Below are 17,017 nucleotides of genomic sequence, written 5' to 3'. Positions count from 1 at the left end.
GCAGCGCAGCCCAACACTGCGTTGGTGCGGACGGAACGGAGTTTATCGATGAGAATTCGAGTGTGTCTGCCGCCGCACAACTTCACCGCTGGGCAGCAAAGGAGCAGTGATGCATCTCTCAGCAAAAGCTATTGCCGATATGGCGGGGCAAAAGAAGGTTCACTTTCTTAACGAGGCCGCCGTTCGCATCAACAAGTCGCTCGGCGATGCCGTAGGCCTCAAAAATATTGGCGTTCATGTCATCTCGGTCTTGCCCGGTCACTACTCCACCGAGCATCACGTTCACCTCTTCGAGGAGGAGTGCGTTTACGTCCTCTCTGGCCAGGGCACCGCCTTTATTGGTAATGACGCACATGCAGTTGGCCCCGGAGATTTCATCGGGTGCCCACTCAATGGCGTCGCACACTCAATGTTGGCTACCGGCTCGGAGCCACTGGTCTGCCTAGTCATGGGGCAGCGTCTCAGTCAAGACGTTACTGATTACCCTAACCAAAACAAACGTCTTTATCGTAACAACGGTGAGTGGAATGTGGTCGATCATTCAAACATTCAGAATATCGAGCGGTGATACTGCCCAACAAGGCACCTTGCACTTGCTGGTTTACGTTTAGAAGTCGACGTTCTGGCGAAAAATATTGCTCGGGGTTTCGGAGTGAAAATCACACCGGTAGATTCGGGAAGTCGCTTAATTAAAAGATTGCATGACGCTAGCGCTATAACGCTAGAACAAGCCAAGTTGATACAGAAAATATTAAAGCTATCTAATGCCGCCATTCATGGAATAGCAGTCAAGCCTTATGAAGCAAACGAAATTATAGACGTTGCTAGTGTTCTAGTCGATCAATACATTTCTTGGTTAAGCTGGGGGTTTGATGATGGCTGGAAACCCAGACCCAGTAGCTAGTCTAGTTAAGGAATCTTGAATTTTATTGGCAGCAACTCTGTCCCTATAACTACGTTGGCGCGGACGGCACAAAGTTCTCAACCGAGATGGTATTCCGAGATTCGTCTGATTCCCCATCACCGACAGGAACCCAGTTCCCTCGATAGACTATAACCAGTCGTCAAGTTAGGAGTGGAGTTATGGCCTACGATTTTGACCTGTTTGTGATTGGTGGTGGATCGGGGGGCATAGCAGCAGCTCGACGATCGACAGAATATGGCGTCAAAGTTGGTCTAGCCGAAGCAGGGCGATTAGGTGGTACCTGCGTTAATCGGGGCTGTGTACCCAAGAAATTGATGGTGTATGCGTCCCACTTTCCGGAGCAGTTTAAGGCGGCTAAGGGTTACGGCTGGACCGTCGGGGAGACCAGCTTTGATTGGCCCACGCTGATGACGGCTGTGAATAACGAGACGACCCGTCTCAATGGCATTTATCAGACCATGTTGGATAAGTCGGGGGTGAAGCTTTTCCGCCACTTCGCCCAGTTTATTGACGACCACACCCTACAAGTGGGGGAAGAGACCATCACCGCTGGCAAAATTTTGATTGCGGTGGGGGGGCGTCCGGTCAGGCCAGAGATTCCAGGCATTGAGTTCACGATTACCTCGGATGATATTTTTCACCTGCCTCAGCAGCCCCAGCGGATTGCAATCGTTGGGGGCGGCTACATTGGTAGTGAGTTTGCCTCGATTTTGAATGGTCTGGGCTGCCAGGTTACCCAGATTGTACGCAGCAATGCGATTTTGCGCGGGTTTGATGATGGCATGCGTCAAGAGATTCAAACGGCTATGGCCAATGCTGGGGTCAAAGTGATGACGGAGTGTCAACCCGTCGCCTTTGAAAAAACTAAAGACGGGGTAGATGTCACCATTACCACCGCCACAGGTGCCCAACATGTGTTGGTGGATGCCGTGAGCCTCGCGGCCACCGGGCGCATCCCCAATATTGACAAGCTGGGGTTAGACAAAACGGCGGTGTCTATAGAAAATGGCGCGATCGCCGTTGATGACTATAACCGCACCAGTGTTCCCCATATCTTTGCCGTCGGCGATGTCACGGATCGGATTAACCTCACCCCGGTAGCCATTAAGGAAGGGCGAATTTTTGCCGATCGCGAATTTGGCCAAAAACCGGGCGTCATGAACTATGACGCTGTACCAACCGCTGTGTTTACCACCCCTGAGATGGGCACCGTGGGGCTGACGGAGCAAGAGGCCAAGGATCAATTTGGCGACACTGACATTCAGACCTACCGCTCTCGGTTCCGTCCCATGTACTACACCTTGCCAGGGATTGAAGCCAAGACCCTAATGAAATTAGTGGTACAGAAATCTACGGATCGGGTCCTGGGAGCCCATATGGTGGGCGATCATGCGGCTGAAATTATTCAGGGGGTTGCGATCGCCGTCAAAATGGGAGCCACTAAAGCCGAATTCGACGCCACCGTCGCCATCCATCCCAGTTCCGCTGAAGAGTTCGTCACCATGCGCTAACGCGGCCGCCTTAGCTTAGCGGAAGCTATCTGGATTCAGTTGCCGCCCCGGGGTCGCACTGCCACCCCGGAGGTTAGCCCCAGTGCCCCCGTCTGAGGGGTCCAAAAACGGCCTGAGACCGATGCTACCGCTCGGTTGAGTCGGGAAACTACCCCCAGCCTGGGGAAGGCCCAGGGCTTCACCAATCTGCCCCAGAATGCTGCCATTGCCCGTTAATGTATTGATTCCCTGGGTTTGTTGCCCCTGGTCGGCGGTGGCCAGGTTCTCAAACACCTGATCTCGCGTAAATGTAGGGTCTTGCCCCTCTGGCACCGTAAACACAATGCGGCAGCTGTCTACCGCCTGGGTAGTAACACAGACGATGTTGTAACCATTCTCGACCCCGGTATCGAGGGTTAAAAGCCCATCGGGACGATAGGACTCTAAGCGGGCGCTAATGGTTTCGCAGCGTCGCTGGGCTGGCCAGGCACTTCCCATGTCCTGGGGCACAGCCCAGGGATATAGCTGCCCTGGCTGGCTGGCTGGTGCATACATCACCGTCGGTTGACCGTTGTGCATCTGGCAGACAAACTGTGATGCCGCTGGGGCTGGTTCGCCAGCGGTCTCGGCTTCAGTGGGCGCATCTTCAGCGGTTTGGGCCAGGGCAACTGGGGCGACAACGGTCCCCAGCATCACCGGCACCAGCACGCCACTAGCGGCCCATCGTGAAAGGCCAGGAATTCTAGAACGGGTCATGGTTCGTGTGTCTCCAGAACAATCGTCTTTGGTGTAGCTAACCCAGGCTAAGGATGAATCAACCCAGCTAGCTAAACTGCGGTCAAACAGGTTTACGCTGGCTGACGGATTGCCACCATTAGCGTTACCGCAGCAACGATGGGTAGCACCATCACGGGATCTTTAGGGTAACCACCCAAATCGGGTAACGCCCTCCGTAGAACCCTGGGTTTCTCCACCATCCTTACCGGGCATATCGGTTTCGACCAGCTATTCACTTACTTACTTATGAGATACGACGCCTTGCGTCCTGCTTCAGTTCCCTGACTAACGTGCTGCCGCTATCGGTCTAAATAGCCCTTGCAATTCTTGAGATTGTGCGTATCCTTGGGGGAGGTTTAGCAGCACACGCTGTATTTAGGTCATGAGAGCGATCAACCTACGCTGCATTTAGTGCCAGCGACTAAGCTTGGGGACAGATCGTCCCATTGGGCATCTGTCTCACCCCCTGCTTGGGCCACGTTTTGCTTTAGGCGGGCGTCGAACAATTGCTTTCTGTGACCACCCCGACCGCTCTTCTCTTTGGCAATACCCATGGCATTCCTGACATCTTCACCCACGTCTTCCTTGAGCTGGACCCGTTTGGGAATGGGTAGCGGCGCTCTGGTGTCTACGCTGCTGTTGCTCAGTCCAGCGACCTCTGCGGCAGCTACCCTGTCAGCCTGGCAGTTTGATCCTGCCACCCAGCAATTAACGCTCACTTTACCCAGTGGGGTGGTGCCTCAGTATGCCATCGAGGCAGGCACAAATCAGTTGGTGATCGAACTGCCCCAGACCCAACTGGGGGACGTGGCCACCGAGCAAACCTACGAGGGGGCGATCCAGCGCATTTCCCTCAGCCAGGTCACCCCCGGTACGGTGCAGGTGGTGCTCGATGTGTCCCCCGAGGTTGCTCTGGCTGAGGAGCCGGTTCAGCTCGTATCCATGGCCGCGGGGGAGCAAACTCGGTGGGTGATCACCCCGTTGACGACCCCTGCGGCAGCTGTGGCTGATCTGCCCGCCACACCTCCCATATCGGGCAATGGCAACGGCATGATTGTCGAGTTGCCCACCATGCCAGCGGCTGATCCTTACCTGGCTTTTCCGGCAGCAGGTACCGGGCGGCTGAGTACATCAGCAGCGAATTTGATGCTGCCTTCTGACATTGACAACTTGGCTAACCTACCTGAAACCTTACCCATTGACCCTTTCAATATTGGCTTTGCTGGATCGGAACAGGTTTCTGTACCCAGCCTTGAGGATCTGGATGCAACGGTGGGTACTGCCCCAACAACGCCCCCAGCCTCAGCGCCCCTGAGTCCTCCAGACACCGCTGCAACTCCACCCGCCTCTACCCCGTCTGACTCGGTGGCCTTGACCACACCACCCCCGCCCCGGGGCGCTGAGGCATCAGCGGCCACTGAACCGACCACCCCTGAAAGCGCTGAACCCCCAGCAGCTCGATCCTCAGAGCCTACAGTCACGGCCCCGGCACTGCCGGATCTGCCTCCAGTGTCAGTAACCCCCGCCCCTGAATCCCCTTCCCCAGGGGGGGATACACCCGATGCACCCATTGATTCTGAAACCACAGGGGTGCCGATTCCGGTGCAACCCTCAGTGGCCGAATCGGCCCCTACTGAACCCATGGCTGAAACGCCACCGACTGAACCAGCCCCTACTGAGCCTGTAGCGGAAGCGGCCCCGGCAGAACCTACTCCCACTGAGCCTGTAGCGGAAGCGCCACCGGCAGAACCAGCTCCTGCCGAAGTAGCGGAAGCGCCCCCGGTACCGGCTGAGTCAGCACCCGCAGCAGCCCCGGCCACTCCACCCACTTCAACGCCAGAGTCGGCTCCAGTCATGGCCCAAGAACCGCCAGCTCAGCCCCCAGCCCAGGCGGTAGCCCCTGCACCCGCTGAGGCCGCTCCTACCAGGGCGATCGCGGTCGATCCACCCCCCGGCCATTCCCCTCCCCCTGCGGCCGACCAAGCTCCCCTCGCCGTGCCCACGGCCCCTGGCACCGCAGCCACCCCTGGCCTGCCAGCAGAATTGCCCCCACCCTTTGCGATCGCGGCTGGAGAAGCGATTCCCTTTGGCGCCCCTCTGCCAGGGGATGATGTCACCTATGGCGCACCCTCCCATGGAGCTGTGCCCCAGCCCGGGACTCCCCCCAGCGATCGCCCTGTCTCCCCCGATACCCTAATCGCCGCTGGTACCGTACTGGCCCTACGCTATCCCGGCAACGAAGCGCGTCCCCTCGGAGACTTTAAGGCTAATGAAGTGATGCTGTTGCAAAACGACATTCGTGACCCCATTACCCATGGGGTGCTGGCCCCTGCTGGTAGCCAACTGATTGGCCATTTTGAACCTGGCCAAAATGGCCAGCGCTGGGTCAGCCACACCCTGATTACGCCCAATGGACAGCGGGTGCCTTTAGCCAGCAATACTGAATACTTTATCGGTCCCCCAGATATTGCTCCCGGCATGCTGGCCTTGGGGACTGGGGCTGGGGCCTTAGCCATGACCTTGCTAACCGGGGGATTTGGCGCGTTTGCATTACTCGGAGGAGCCCTGGTAGGGGCAACCACCGCTGTCGGCACATCTCCCCACTTAATTACCCTAGAGCCCAACCAAATCATCCATGTACAGGTGATTCAAGATGTACCCCGGGCCATGCCGGTAGCAGCAGCCCCAGAGCGTAGTCGTGAATGGGGAACCCCAGGCGACTGGTAGCTTTCGGGGGCCGGGGCATTGATTGATCTTCCCTTGGCCCCCGGATACCCGTAACTTTCATTGAGGAAGTTGTCGAGAACCTAAATCTCCCCTTCCGGTCAGCGATCGTGGCTACCGTAGGGGAGAAAGGTTTGCAGAAGTTGCCTTAATCCTCGTAAATGCGGCATTCAGCGGCATCAGGATAGGCAATACAGTAGCGTTCCAGGCTAGACATCTGGAGCGTTTTTTGGTGCGTGCGAGCGGTTTCTAGTTCATCTACAGTTTCCCAAGCCAGGGCAACTTCAATATTGCTGGTACCGTACATATCGGTGAGGCGACGGGCATGCTCTAGGGCAGCTTTGATGGTGCCGTCTAGGGATGCTGAGGGAGCAGAGGTAGGGATCGTTTCTAGGGACATAGATGGGGAATAGGGGGTTTGAACCATTAGGAATACTTGTCCTCGAAATCTGGAGTTGATAGCTCTACCCTAGCGATAATTTCTCAGATTATTCGTCCACCAAAAACATAAGTTGACGTTATGTTTGTTGGCATTTTTCAACGATAGGCAATGTACCGTAGCGAACTGTAACAGTAGCCCCGATGATCGTCGCCCCCGATGTAGGCCTGATCATAGCTAGTACGCTGTGGCATAGGTCAGACAACCAATCCTGCCACCTGCTACCTGCTACCTAGAACCTGACATTGTCAGTAACGGTGGTTATATTGTCGTCGGCCCTGACTAAATGGCGATCGCCCACTTTTTGTCCCCTGGTAGTTTACCTGGCCAAACGTGAATGCTATCAGGGGGATAAATCCGCGTCCTCAAACATACAAAACGTTGTTTTTTATACCGTTTAAACCCATGGTGGCTATAGAAAAACTCCTTTTTAATCTCTTTTCAGCGGCAGGACTAATTGGTCTGGCGTTGTCAGTTCTACCAATAACCAGTGTTTCATCGATGGATGGGATGCCAGAGGCTGCGGTAGACGGGGCTGAGCCCACCACTCTCGTCCATTTGTTTGAGTGGACCTGGAACGATATCGCAACAGAATGTGAAACCCATCTGGGGCCCCATGGCTTTAAGGGGGTACAAATCTCCCCACCCCAAGAACATATCGTTTTACCCGACTATGGCTTTCCCTGGTGGCAGCGCTACCAACCGATTAGCTACCAGCTGGAGAGTCGTAGTGGGACGCGGCAGGAACTGGCGGCGATGATTGAACGCTGCAACCAGGCTGGGGTGGAGATTTACGCTGACGCAGTGATCAATCACATGGCGGGGTTCGAGAGCGGTGTGGGCAGTGCCGGCACTGAATTCACTAAGTATGAGTATCCAAGCCTTTACAGTTGGGATGACTTTAACGACTGTCGCCAACCAGTGACGGACTATGGCGACGCCGAAAACGTCACCCAGTGCGAACTGGTGGGCTTGGCCGACCTGGATACCAGTTCTGAGTATGTCCAAGCCACCCTGGTTAACTATATGAGTGATCTGGTGGACTTGGGGGTCAGTGGTTTTCGGATTGATGCGGCCAAGCATATCCGGGCTGAGGAGTTGGGGCAGATTATTGCTCGGCTACGGGCTGCCCATCCTGATCAAGACCTGCTCATTTACCAGGAGGTGATCGACCCAGGTACCGAAGCCATCCGCAAAGAGGAGTACTACGCCTATGGCCAGGTGCTGGATTTTGAGTATGGCCGGATAGTGAGTGAGGCCTTTTTGGGCAAAGGGGGGCGAACCCTGGCCCAGCTCGAAACCCTGGGGGAAGCCTGGGGGCTGGCCCCGGATCATCTGGCGGTGGTGTTCATTGATAACCATGATAAGCAACGGGGCCATGGGGGCGGTGGCAACTACCTTACCCATAAGGATGATCACCGCTATGCCCTGGCGAATGTGTTTATGCTGGCCTTTCCCTATGGTCAGCCCAAGCTAATGTCTAGCTATGCCTTTGAGGACTCTGAACAGGGACCGCCGGCGGATGCAGCCGGGGTAACCCAGCCCGTCTATCAGGATGGCGTTGCCCAGTGTTTTGGGGACTGGGTTTGCGAACATCGCTGGACTGCGATCACCAATATGGTGGGCTTTCGCAATGTCACCCAGCCCGTGGCAGAGGTGACTGATTGGTGGAGCAATGGCGCGAATCAAATTGCTTTTGGTCGAGGCGATCGCGGCTTTGTGGTAATTAACCATGACACCGAACAGCTGACCCGTTGGTTTCAAACCCAGCTTCCCCAGGGACGCTACTGCAATGTGGTAGAAGGGGCTCTGGTACCCGCCAATGGAGCCACCGCCTGCGCCAATGGGGCCAGGGTGATTCAGGTGAATGCCACTGGTCGATTTATCGCCACTATTCCGCCCGGCGATGCGATCGCGCTCCATGTTGGTGCCCAATTGTAGAGGTTTATGTAGAGGCTTACCAGGGCAAGCGGCTACCATCCCAGTTAAAAAACTCGCCGCTGTCGGCGGGGGTAAGGTTATCCATCACCGTCATCAGCTGGGACACGGTGCGCTGCACCGAAAACAGCTTTTCGGGGGGCACCCCCCGCTGAAACGGCTGGGACAGCTGGGTATCGGTGGTGCCGGGGTGCAGCAGGGCCAGAATCGTATTGGGGCTTTTGCGGGCATACTCGATCGCCGCCGTTTTGAACAGCATATTCAGGGCCGCCTTCGAGGCCCGATAGCCATACCAGCCCCCCAGTCGGTTGTCGCCAATGCTGCCAATTTTGGCCGACAGGGCTGCCAGCAGGCTGGGCTGGTCATGGTTGAGCAGGGGCAGGCAGTGTTTGGCCACTAACCCGGCACCGATGGTGTTGACCTCAAACGATCGCAGCAGTTGAGCCTGATCGAGCTGCCGCAAGCTTTTTTCCGGTTGCAGCGGGCCATCATGGAGCCAGCCCACACAGTACACCACCCGATGCAGCTGGGGCGTGCGGCCCTGAATGGTCCCGATGGCGGTAGCCAGGGAGGCTTCGTCGGTGACATCGACCGCCAGGGGGGTCAGCCGAGGCACCCGCTCCGCCAGAGTCAACAACCCCTGGGCCGAGTCGGGCTGGCGGTAGGTGCCATAGATCTGCTGGAACCGCCCATCTTGCAAGAGCTGGTTGACAAAACCCAGGCCAATCCCCTGGCTCGCACCCACCACCAGGGCGCTACCCCGTGCTTCTGCCATGCTGAACCTATGAAAAGAATGAATGTCTTTTAAACTCTAATTAAAATTTAATCAGGGTGCTGGGTTTCCCAGGGCGACAGTCCCGGACCAGGCACTTTGGCCGATCGGGGTCAACGGCTGGGCCGCCTGTCCAGCCACTGGTGCAATCCCTGGCCCAGCCTGATTAACTGGGGTCGCAGCGAATTTCCACCATGAAGCCGTCTGGATCGTAGAAATAGACCCCGCGACCTGTGGGGCGACTGACGGGGCCGTGGGCGATCGCAATGTCGTTCTGCTGCAAGGCCTCTAGCGCCTGGTCAAATTGGGTCGGGTCGATGTCAAAGGCCAGGTGGTAGGCCCGGGTGAAAGACTGCTCAGGATCTGGATCTGGCGGCTCTAGATCCGGGGCCGCGAACAAATCCAAAATGAGGCCGTCGGGGGTGACAAAATTGGCCACTTTACCGGTAGCCACCAGGTCTTTCAGGGTGTCATCCACCTGATCGCCGGTCAGTTCCCGCAGCCCCAGCAGGCCGCCATAAAATTGCCGCGACGCCGCCATGTCTTTGACATTCAGGGCAATATGGTGCACCCGGCGCAGTTGCCCCACCGCCAGGGTGGGGGCTGAGACAGCAGCATTGGCCGGTAATGAAGTCATGTTTAATGCAAAAAATGTGTTTTACGCGTTTTCAAAACAAACTTACGCGTTTTCTTGACGCGATTCTCTACAGCGGTTTCTCATACTGGTTGTGCCCGTAGTTTACTCTACAGGTCAATGGTTTTGCTGGTGCAAATACTTGGTTTGGTGCTGATGGTAAGCGCTTATCGAGGTTATGTAGTCTAAGATCTAGACAGACTGCATCCATTGTCTGCTCAAGGAAACGCCATGGCTGACGCCAACCCAGAACCCGCCTTACAAGAGGCCCTGCAGGATCTCAACGATAAGCTCGATAAGCTCACTGTAGAGCTTGAGCAGACCCAGAAATGGCAGGATAGAACCTGGGACCAGACCCAGCAGTGGCAGGACAGGACCTGGGATGTGATTAAGTGGGTGGGTGGCATTAGCGCTGGACTGGCGATCAGTGCGGCGATCGCCCTGGTGGGAATTGTCCTGAAGCAGTTGGCCAGCAACTGAACCTGGCTGGCTCAAAAAGAACCCTCAATCACTGGGATCTGGAGATACTGTACCGATACCTTAGGATGGTAAAACATCTATCGCGCTCAAATCTTCGCCATCGCTGACCAAACCCTAGAACTGACCGTCGAACACGCTGATCCAGAACGGCTCGATCGCTGGCTGACGGCCCATGTCAAAGCTCTCTCCCGCAATCGGATTCAAAAGCTCATCGACTGGGAGTATGTGCACCTGAATGGCCAGTGCTGTACCAACAAGAAAGCGACGGTGCAGGTGGGCGATCGCATCCAGCTAACTATCCCCGAACCCAAGCCCCTGGAGCTGACCCCAGAGGCTATCCCCCTGGAGATTCTCTACGAAGATCAGCACCTGATCATTATCAATAAACCCGCTGGGCTGGTGGTACATCCGGCCCCCGGCAATATGAACGGCACCCTGGTGAATGCGGTGCTGGCCCACTGTGGGGACCAACTGCTGGGCATCGGGGGCGTCCAACGTCCCGGCATTGTGCACCGCCTGGATAAGGACACCACCGGGGCGATCGTCGTGGCCAAAACGGATCTGGCCCACAGCGACCTACAGGCGCAAATGAAAGCCAAAACCGCCCGCCGGGAGTACCTGGGGGTGGTCTACGGGGCGCCCAAAACCGAGACTGGCACCATTGATGCCCCCCTGGGGCGGCACCCCGCCGATCGCAAAAAAAATGCCGTGGTGCCCCTGGAAAAAGGTCGCCATGCGGTCACCCACTGGCAGGTGGAGGAGCGGCTGGGCAATTTCTCCCTGCTGCGATTTCGGCTGGAAACCGGACGCACCCACCAAATCAGGGTGCACAGCGCCCATGGGGGTCACCCGATTGTGGGCGACCTCACCTATGGCCCGAAACGGGATATGGGGGTAAACCTGCCGGGGCAGGCGCTCCACGCCCAGCGGTTAGAATTGCGCCACCCCGCCAGTGGGGAGCCCGTGGTGGCGATCGCCCCCCTGCCCGACCACTTTACTAAGTTACTGGCGGTGCTGCGATCGCGCACTTAGACGTTGGGCTAGCCGCCGCCGCCACCACCACAACCGCCGCCACCACAGCCGCCGCCACCGCCACCGCCGTAGCCACCGCCACCGCCATAGCCGCCATAGCCGCCATAGCCGCTGTAACTATCGCTGTAGCCATTGCAGATGCCAATGAAAATCATGAATCCTCCGCCTAACAATATGAAGCCGATCCATAAATAGTCAGCCAATCTGGACAGGCCTGAGGGGGACTGGGCGGTGCTCAGATCAAGCAGGCCACTGGGGAATTGCAATCGCACGTCCAGGAACTGCTTGGGGGCGAGGGGGCGGTCGACGCTGAATTCAAAGGTATCGGGGGCAATCTGGCGATCGCTGGATGGCACCCCCCGGCTTTCAAATTGACTGATGTTACCCACCAGTTCCTCAGGGACATGGACGGTCACCTTACCCCGATTGATCGGCGCATCTCGCTCCGGGAACAGAGCCCGCCAGTAGATTTGGCTATAGTTTTCTCCCCGGTTGAGCACCCCGCCTACGACCCGATACTTCAGCACAAAGGTGTGGGATTCGGGCGCATTTAAGTCGTGTTGCCAGCGAATCCAGTACTGATTGTTGCGGATGCCGGTTTGGGTGGGAATCGGTTGATCGTCTTGGTAAACCTGGGCATCGGTAATCCGGTGCAGGCGATCGAGGGGGATATAGCGATAGCGTTGGGACGTATGGTCGCTGGTAAAGGTATATTTTTGGGCTTCGGTGACCAGCATGTCACCGTTGGCTTGCAGGTTAATATCCACGTTGATCCAGTCCCAGTAAAAAGGGACATCCGCCTGGGCTGGGCTTAGACCCAATGGCCCTAAGCCGAGACCTACTACTAGTAGGCCGGTGCATAGACTGACGATCAGCCAACGGCTAATTTTAGGAAAGGGTTTGAGATTAATCATGGCGTTAACCTAGTTTTTAAGCTGGGGGCGGTAAGCATCATGCCGCCTCCACTAGGCTCAACCTTAGGCAACATCGGGGTTAGCTAGTGCCTAAGCCCCGTTATGAAAACGGTTATAAACCTGGGCTAGGTCTTTTGGTGAATGCCCATAAATAGGCTGAAACCAAGGCCAAGCAAGGGTAAAATACCAAAGCTATGAGCAACACAACCCACGATATCGTCGCCAAGCTATGGAACCTCTGTAACATCCTGAAGGATGGAGGAATCATTTATCACAAGTACGTAACTGAGCTTACGTACCTCCTTTTCTTGAAGATGGCTAAGGAGACGGAAACTGAAGCTGGGCTACCAGAGGGGTATCGCTGGGACGACTTGGAAGCTCATAAGGGGACAGAACAGCTAAAAAGCTTCTAAACCACCTGAGTAGCCATCATGGGAAGCGGTTAATGAACTGGAGGCTGCTTGAGCTGAGTTACAGGGAATATTGCAAGAATTGGGTGAGGAAGTCGATTAAGCGGGGAGAGCCATGATGGAAAGCATTAAGGTACGGCAACGAGTTGGTCAAGATGGCATTCTGCATCTTGACATTCCGGTTGGGTTAACTGATCGAGATGTAGAGGTGATGGTGATTTATCAGCCTGTCCAACGAATAGCTACTGCTGCAATGTCCTTAGAAGATTTCTATGGAGTTTGTGCGGATGATCCAATTAGTGTCGATGACATGGGCATTGTAGATGCGCTAGATGACGAATTGGCTGGAGCGTTTGAGTAGGGATGCGATATCTGCTGGATACTAATGTGTGTGTAATGTATCTGAATGGCCGCTCTAAATCGGTACGAGATTGCCTGTTGTCTACCCCAAGTGATGACATGGCTGTGTGCTCGGTAGTTAAGGCTGAACTATTTTATGGGGCATTTCGCAGCAATAACCCAACCCGCACACTCAGGGCTATTTCATTTTCACTGGCCTAGCCCCCAGGCTTTTCCAAGAAGGTGAGGGGAGCGGCATACTGCCCTTTGACCTTGACCCAGGTTTTTCCGACGGTGGGCATCCCCGCCCAAGTCAGCAGCGTGATGCTGTGAATGTCTGTCCCCTGTAAACGACTTTAAACTCGTCCCCATGCTGAACGCCTACCCCAGGGCGCAGGAGCGCCACGCATTACGTTCCCACGCAGAGCGCGGGAACGAGGAGAGGAATCACCAACCTGGCTGTGTTGGTCATCTCGCGGAGCCTTGCCAGATCATGACGTGATTTTCTGCACAATCATTGTTTTTACAATGTGACGGAATATGATGTTGGCGATGATAAGGTCAGCGATGAAGCCTGCCACGAAGGCCCCTGCTTTCGTCGTGCCTGGAATTAGGCCGAGGAATACTCCCACTGCCGCCCCAGCAATAACGCCGAAGATCAATGAAGAGAGCGCGTACACGGCCCAAGCGGTATGGTAGTCAGACTCTGGCAGGGTTTGGATTTGGTTGGTCATGGTTTTAATGTCCATTCTTGCGATCGCACAGCAGAGGAAAAACGGTTAGAACTTTTCGGGCGGCAGTCCTGTGAGTAAATCAGGGTCATCGTCGACTGTCGATAATCAGCGGGGGCTTTTGGCGCTGTGACCCGCTGGGCTGTTTGAGCAATGCCGCCCCTACTAGGCTCAACCTTAGGCAACACTGGCGTTAGCCAAGGCCTAAGCCTGGTTATGAAAGTGGTTATAAACCTGGGCTGGGGGGTAGGGCTTGCTATGCTGAGAAGCACGCAGGACAACAGACGACAGTGTTTTCAGGCTATGGCTGCCGATAATGATCTCTTTCTAGAAGCCCAGGCCAGTTGGGACTTAGACCGGCTCTACGCCGACCTGGCGATCGCTAAGCAACAGACGGCCCCCCACAAGCAGCCGTCGCTGACCTCCATGGAGCAAGAACTGCTGCGGGGGCTACTGTGTCGCTACAGCCCGGCGGAAATTGCGGCCCAGCGGTTTACGGCCCCTAAAACTGTGGAAGTCAACCTGAGTAACACCCTCTACCGCTACGTCGAGACCCTGACCGGGCGCGATCATAACGTGCTGGAGAGCTGGCGGGATGTGGCCGACTGGCTGGCGGCGGCGGGGTACACCTCAACCTGGCGAAAAATCAACTGGTCACAATTGCCGGATGTGCCGGTATTTTATGGTCGCCAGCAGGAGTTGGCCACCCTGCAAGCCTGGGCCGCCCAATCCTGCCGCCTGGTGATGGTGCTTGGCCCCGGGGGGATTGGCAAAACCAGCCTGGTGGTCAAGTTGGTGCGCCATATTCAGAGCCAGTTTGACTGCTTGATCTGGCAATCGTTGCGGCCGGGGCCACCCCTGGAGGCGGTCCTGCAAAGTTGGTTGGCCCAATTGCCCGATCTGGCCATCGACCCCACCGCCGATCACCACCGTCAGCTGGCCAGCGTTATCGACTACCTGCACAGTCACCGCTGTTTGGTCGTACTGGACAATTTCGATACCCTGCTGCAAGAGGGGGACTTTGCGGGCCACTATCGGGAAGGCTACGGAGCCTATGGGGACTTCTTGCGGCAGCTGGGAGAGGCCCAACACCAGAGTTGCGTGCTGATTACCAGTCGTGAATCGACCAAGGAAATTGTCATGCTAGAGGGGCCTAATCGGCCGGTGCGATCGCTCGATCTGCCCGGTCTGGGCGAGGCGGCCCAGGGGATTTTGCAGGAGGCTAATCTGTCTGGCGAACAGCATTGGCAACAGCTGATTCGAATCTATCGCGGCAACCCCCTGGTGCTAAAAATTGTCGCTTCCAACGTGCGCGATTTGTTTAATGGCAGCGTCAGCGACTTTTTAAAGCAGCGGATTACGCTGATCACCAGTGATGTCAGTTTTTTAATTGAACAGCAGTTTGAGCGGCTATCCATGGCTGAAAAAGAGCTGCTCTATGCCCTGGCCAAGCTCCAAACCCCCGCCAATGTAGACCGACTGCAGCAGGAACTAACGCCCCATATTTTGCAGCCCCTGGGGTCATTGGTGCGGCGATCGCTGGTGGAGAGAAGTGCCGCCGGGTTCACCCTCAGGCCCGTGGTGATGGAGTATGTCTGCGATCGCATCTCCCGCGAGGCCCCATCGTGAGCTACTGCATCAACCCCAGGTGCCCCCAACGGCAGCAGCCCGATGCCCTAGACCACTGCGCCGCCTGTGGGACACCGCTGCTGATCGGCGATCGCTATCGGCTGCTACGTCCCCTACGCGACCTCGATGACTGGAGCCCCGCCGATATTTTTGAAGTGGCCGCTGGCGATCGCCTACAGGTGATGAAAGTGCTGAAGCAGCCCAAGCTGCTGCCCCTGTTCGAGCGGGAAGTCAAAACCCTCCAGCAGCTCCACCATCCCGGTATTCCCCAGGTGGAGCCCGATGGCTACTTTACCGTCACCCCGGCCACGGGTCCCCCCTTAGCCTGCCTGGTGATGGAAAAGATCGCTGGTGATACCTTAGAGCAATGGTTGGCCCAGTATGGCCCCGTGAATCAACCCCTGGCCCTGACCTGGCTGCGGCAAGCCACCGAAATTTTGGCCCTGGTGCACCAGACCGAGCTGTTTCACCGGGATATTAAACTCTCCAACCTAATGTTGCGGCCCGATGGCCAGATCGCCCTGATTGACTTTGGCACCGTCCGGCAGATGACCAATACCTACCTGGCCAAAATCGGCGGCCAGCGGGATGTTACAACGATCGTGTCACCCGGCTATACCCCCCTGGAGCAAATCAACGGCAGGGCGGTGCCCCAATCAGACTTCTACGCCCTGGGGCGCTCCTGGGTGCATCTATTGACCGGGCAGCATCCGGTTGACCTGGATACCGATGACGATACCGGCACCCTGCACTGGCGCCGTGCCGCCCCCCAGGTGGAGCCATGGCTGGCAGATCTGATTGACGATCTGATGGCTCCCTTTCCGGGACAGCGACCGCTCAATGCCGAGGAGATTCTGCGGCGACTAGAGGCCAGGACCGGGAAATCGCGATCGCGGCCTGCGCAGACAACCAGTCAACGCTGGGTGCAACTGCTGGTGGGGCTCAATCTGGCCCTGCTGCTGGCAAACGGGCTACTGGGCTGGCGCTGGAGTCAACGGCACGGGAGTGCTGACCGCAGTCAACAGCCTATGCCGCTGTTATTAACCTTTAAATCGAGGTAATTTGTTTAATTATCCTATGCAGAGGTTATGACCCAAGTGCTTGAACTTGCTACCTTTGGGGCCGGGTGCTTCTGGGGCGTAGAAGCCGCCTTTCGTCAGCTCTCCGGCATTGTTGATACCTCTGTCGGTTATATGGGCGGGCACTTCGAGTACCCTTGCTATCTTGACGTCCTATCGCGTATTACTGGCCATGCCGAGGTCTGTCAGGTGCAGTTTGACCCCGCTGCCCTAGCCTACGACACCCTGCTCGACACCTTCTGGCGCATCCACGATCCCACCAGTCTCAACCGCCAGGGAGCCGATCGCGGCGAGCAGTATCGATCTGTGATTTTCTACCACACCACTGCCCAAGCCGAAGCCGCCCGGCGTTCCAAGCATCAATTGCATGCACTGGGCCGTTACCACAAATCCATCGTCACTCAAATCCAGCCAGCCAGTACCTACTGGCTGGCCTCGGCAGACCATCAGCGTTACTTTGGTTAATCGTGAATGTTCTGGCCAAAATGCTTGCCACTGTTGGGTTACATGGCGTTCCAATACTGTTCGGATAAGGTTCAGGTTGGTATTAGGATCGAGACATTAAGTTGGGGTCGAACCGTTCCCCTCCCCCGATGGGAGGGTTTTCGGGCGGGGAATTTTGCCCGAGGCTTTTTCACGACCCGTGGATTACTGCGCCCCGCTCGGGGCGGAATGCGTTGTTCTGCCAACTCCGTCATGAGCCA

Annotated in this window: 16 protein-coding genes and 2 pseudogenes; 12 read left to right on the top strand and 6 right to left on the bottom strand. The window is 56.4% G+C overall.

Features of this window, described 5'->3' with window-relative positions; genetic code table 11:
* Window positions 1-109 precede the first annotated feature (109 nt).
* Window positions 110-568, top strand: coding sequence for a cupin domain-containing protein (locus tag E1H13_RS24500; RefSeq protein WP_169617596.1), 459 nt, complete (start codon window positions 110-112; stop codon window positions 566-568).
* 515 nt (window positions 569-1,083) lie between these two features.
* On the top strand, window positions 1,084-2,436 hold the full coding sequence (gene gor / locus E1H13_RS24495; protein ID WP_169617595.1) for a glutathione-disulfide reductase: 1,353 nt from the start codon (window positions 1,084-1,086) through the stop codon (window positions 2,434-2,436).
* 15 nt (window positions 2,437-2,451) lie between these two features.
* On the opposite strand, the gene E1H13_RS24490 is transcribed toward gor, so the two are convergent.
* Entirely contained in the window at window positions 2,452-3,171 is a 720-nt protein-coding gene (locus E1H13_RS24490) for a COP23 domain-containing protein (protein WP_169617594.1), read from the bottom strand.
* A 573-nt stretch (window positions 3,172-3,744) separates the two neighbouring features.
* On the opposite strand from E1H13_RS24490, the gene E1H13_RS24485 reads away from it, so the two are divergent.
* Window positions 3,745-5,919, top strand: a complete 2,175-nt coding sequence (locus E1H13_RS24485) for an AMIN domain-containing protein (protein ID WP_169617593.1) — start codon at window positions 3,745-3,747, stop codon at window positions 5,917-5,919.
* Between the two features lie 145 nt (window positions 5,920-6,064).
* On the opposite strand, the gene E1H13_RS24480 is transcribed toward E1H13_RS24485, so the two are convergent.
* Window positions 6,065-6,343, bottom strand: coding sequence for a Calvin cycle protein CP12 (locus E1H13_RS24480; RefSeq protein ID WP_169617592.1), 279 nt, complete (start codon window positions 6,341-6,343; stop codon window positions 6,065-6,067).
* A 522-nt stretch (window positions 6,344-6,865) separates the two neighbouring features.
* On the opposite strand from E1H13_RS24480, the gene E1H13_RS24475 reads away from it, so the two are divergent.
* Window positions 6,866-8,296 carry an alpha-amylase family protein gene (locus tag E1H13_RS24475; protein WP_240966833.1) on the top strand — a complete coding sequence of 477 codons (1,431 nt, stop codon included), beginning with the start codon at window positions 6,866-6,868 and terminating at the stop codon, window positions 8,294-8,296.
* A gap of 16 nt (window positions 8,297-8,312) precedes the next feature.
* Here the strand turns inward: E1H13_RS24475 and E1H13_RS24470 are convergent, their stop codons facing one another.
* A complete protein-coding gene (locus tag E1H13_RS24470) occupies window positions 8,313-9,068 on the bottom strand; it encodes an SDR family NAD(P)-dependent oxidoreductase (RefSeq protein ID WP_169617590.1) in 756 nt (251 codons plus the stop codon).
* A gap of 163 nt (window positions 9,069-9,231) precedes the next feature.
* Window positions 9,232-9,702, bottom strand: a complete 471-nt coding sequence (locus tag E1H13_RS24465; protein WP_169617589.1) for a VOC family protein — start codon at window positions 9,700-9,702, stop codon at window positions 9,232-9,234.
* Window positions 9,703-9,930: 228 nt separating this feature from the next.
* On the opposite strand from E1H13_RS24465, the gene E1H13_RS24460 reads away from it, so the two are divergent.
* Window positions 9,931-10,179, top strand: coding sequence for a hypothetical protein (locus E1H13_RS24460; RefSeq protein WP_169617588.1), 249 nt, complete (start codon window positions 9,931-9,933; stop codon window positions 10,177-10,179).
* A 99-nt stretch (window positions 10,180-10,278) separates the two neighbouring features.
* On the top strand, window positions 10,279-11,211 hold the full coding sequence (locus tag E1H13_RS24455; RefSeq protein WP_347404219.1) for an RluA family pseudouridine synthase: 933 nt from the start codon (window positions 10,279-10,281) through the stop codon (window positions 11,209-11,211).
* An 8-nt stretch (window positions 11,212-11,219) separates the two neighbouring features.
* Here the strand turns inward: E1H13_RS24455 and E1H13_RS27520 are convergent, their stop codons facing one another.
* Window positions 11,220-12,125 (bottom strand): DUF2207 domain-containing protein, encoded by a 906-nt coding sequence (locus tag E1H13_RS27520; RefSeq protein WP_169617587.1) that lies wholly within the window; start codon window positions 12,123-12,125, stop codon window positions 11,220-11,222.
* A 194-nt stretch (window positions 12,126-12,319) separates the two neighbouring features.
* Between E1H13_RS27520 and E1H13_RS27515 the strand changes: the two are divergent.
* The 3 genes and pseudogenes from E1H13_RS27515 to E1H13_RS28150 form a co-directional block, all read left to right on the top strand.
* Window positions 12,320-12,535: pseudogene (locus tag E1H13_RS27515) on the top strand (type I restriction-modification system subunit M N-terminal domain-containing protein); the annotation flags it as partial.
* A gap of 118 nt (window positions 12,536-12,653) precedes the next feature.
* The gene (locus tag E1H13_RS24445) at window positions 12,654-12,896 is read left to right on the top strand and encodes a hypothetical protein (protein ID WP_240966832.1); all 243 of its coding nucleotides are present in this window, start codon (window positions 12,654-12,656) and stop codon (window positions 12,894-12,896) included.
* 2 nt (window positions 12,897-12,898) lie between these two features.
* Window positions 12,899-13,069: pseudogene (locus E1H13_RS28150) on the top strand (type II toxin-antitoxin system VapC family toxin); the annotation flags it as partial.
* A 296-nt stretch (window positions 13,070-13,365) separates the two neighbouring features.
* On the opposite strand, the gene E1H13_RS24440 reads toward E1H13_RS28150, so the two are convergent.
* Window positions 13,366-13,623: a hypothetical protein gene (locus E1H13_RS24440; protein WP_206070992.1), complete on the bottom strand. Its 258-nt coding sequence runs from the start codon at window positions 13,621-13,623 to the stop codon at window positions 13,366-13,368.
* Window positions 13,624-13,908: 285 nt separating this feature from the next.
* Here E1H13_RS24440 and E1H13_RS24435 point away from each other — a divergent pair, with 285 nt between their 5' ends.
* The 3 genes from E1H13_RS24435 to msrA are packed head-to-tail and all read left to right on the top strand — an operon-like array spanning window position 13,909 to window position 16,778.
* Window positions 13,909-15,234, top strand: a complete 1,326-nt coding sequence (locus tag E1H13_RS24435) for an AAA family ATPase (protein WP_169617584.1) — start codon at window positions 13,909-13,911, stop codon at window positions 15,232-15,234.
* On the top strand, window positions 15,231-16,295 hold the full coding sequence (locus tag E1H13_RS24430) for a serine/threonine-protein kinase (RefSeq protein ID WP_169617583.1): 1,065 nt from the start codon (window positions 15,231-15,233) through the stop codon (window positions 16,293-16,295). The genes E1H13_RS24435 and E1H13_RS24430 overlap by 4 nt, the downstream gene beginning before the upstream one ends.
* 27 nt (window positions 16,296-16,322) lie before the next feature.
* Window positions 16,323-16,778 (top strand): peptide-methionine (S)-S-oxide reductase MsrA, encoded by a 456-nt coding sequence (gene msrA / locus E1H13_RS24425; RefSeq protein WP_169617582.1) that lies wholly within the window; start codon window positions 16,323-16,325, stop codon window positions 16,776-16,778.
* The last annotated feature ends 239 nt before the right edge of the window (window positions 16,779-17,017 follow it).

The sequence above is a fragment of the Nodosilinea sp. P-1105 genome (assembly GCF_012911975.1).
Classification (GTDB): domain Bacteria; phylum Cyanobacteriota; class Cyanobacteriia; order Phormidesmidales; family Phormidesmidaceae; genus Nodosilinea.
The sequence above is the reverse complement of the archived record's forward strand: the minus strand, read 5'-3'. Positions and strand labels throughout refer to the sequence as shown.

What these genes read in the sequence shown, in the direction of transcription:
- E1H13_RS24500 (WP_169617596.1), top strand. Translation starts at nt 110, where the DNA reads ATGCATCTCTCAGCAAAAGCTATTGCCGATATGGCGGGGCAAAAGAAG.
- gor (WP_169617595.1), top strand. Translation starts at nt 1,084, where the DNA reads ATGGCCTACGATTTTGACCTGTTTGTGATTGGTGGTGGATCGGGGGGC.
- E1H13_RS24490 (WP_169617594.1), bottom strand. Translation starts at nt 3,171, where the DNA reads ATGACCCGTTCTAGAATTCCTGGCCTTTCACGATGGGCCGCTAGTGGC.
- E1H13_RS24485 (WP_169617593.1), top strand. Translation starts at nt 3,745, where the DNA reads ATGGCATTCCTGACATCTTCACCCACGTCTTCCTTGAGCTGGACCCGT.
- E1H13_RS24480 (WP_169617592.1), bottom strand. Translation starts at nt 6,343, where the DNA reads ATGGTTCAAACCCCCTATTCCCCATCTATGTCCCTAGAAACGATCCCT.
- E1H13_RS24475 (WP_240966833.1), top strand. Translation starts at nt 6,866, where the DNA reads ATGCCAGAGGCTGCGGTAGACGGGGCTGAGCCCACCACTCTCGTCCAT.
- E1H13_RS24470 (WP_169617590.1), bottom strand. Translation starts at nt 9,068, where the DNA reads ATGGCAGAAGCACGGGGTAGCGCCCTGGTGGTGGGTGCGAGCCAGGGG.
- E1H13_RS24465 (WP_169617589.1), bottom strand. Translation starts at nt 9,702, where the DNA reads ATGACTTCATTACCGGCCAATGCTGCTGTCTCAGCCCCCACCCTGGCG.
- E1H13_RS24460 (WP_169617588.1), top strand. Translation starts at nt 9,931, where the DNA reads ATGGCTGACGCCAACCCAGAACCCGCCTTACAAGAGGCCCTGCAGGAT.
- E1H13_RS27520 (WP_169617587.1), bottom strand. Translation starts at nt 12,125, where the DNA reads ATGATTAATCTCAAACCCTTTCCTAAAATTAGCCGTTGGCTGATCGTC.
- E1H13_RS24445 (WP_240966832.1), top strand. Translation starts at nt 12,654, where the DNA reads ATGGAAAGCATTAAGGTACGGCAACGAGTTGGTCAAGATGGCATTCTG.
- E1H13_RS24440 (WP_206070992.1), bottom strand. Translation starts at nt 13,623, where the DNA reads ATGGACATTAAAACCATGACCAACCAAATCCAAACCCTGCCAGAGTCT.
- E1H13_RS24435 (WP_169617584.1), top strand. Translation starts at nt 13,909, where the DNA reads ATGGCTGCCGATAATGATCTCTTTCTAGAAGCCCAGGCCAGTTGGGAC.
- msrA (WP_169617582.1), top strand. Translation starts at nt 16,323, where the DNA reads ATGACCCAAGTGCTTGAACTTGCTACCTTTGGGGCCGGGTGCTTCTGG.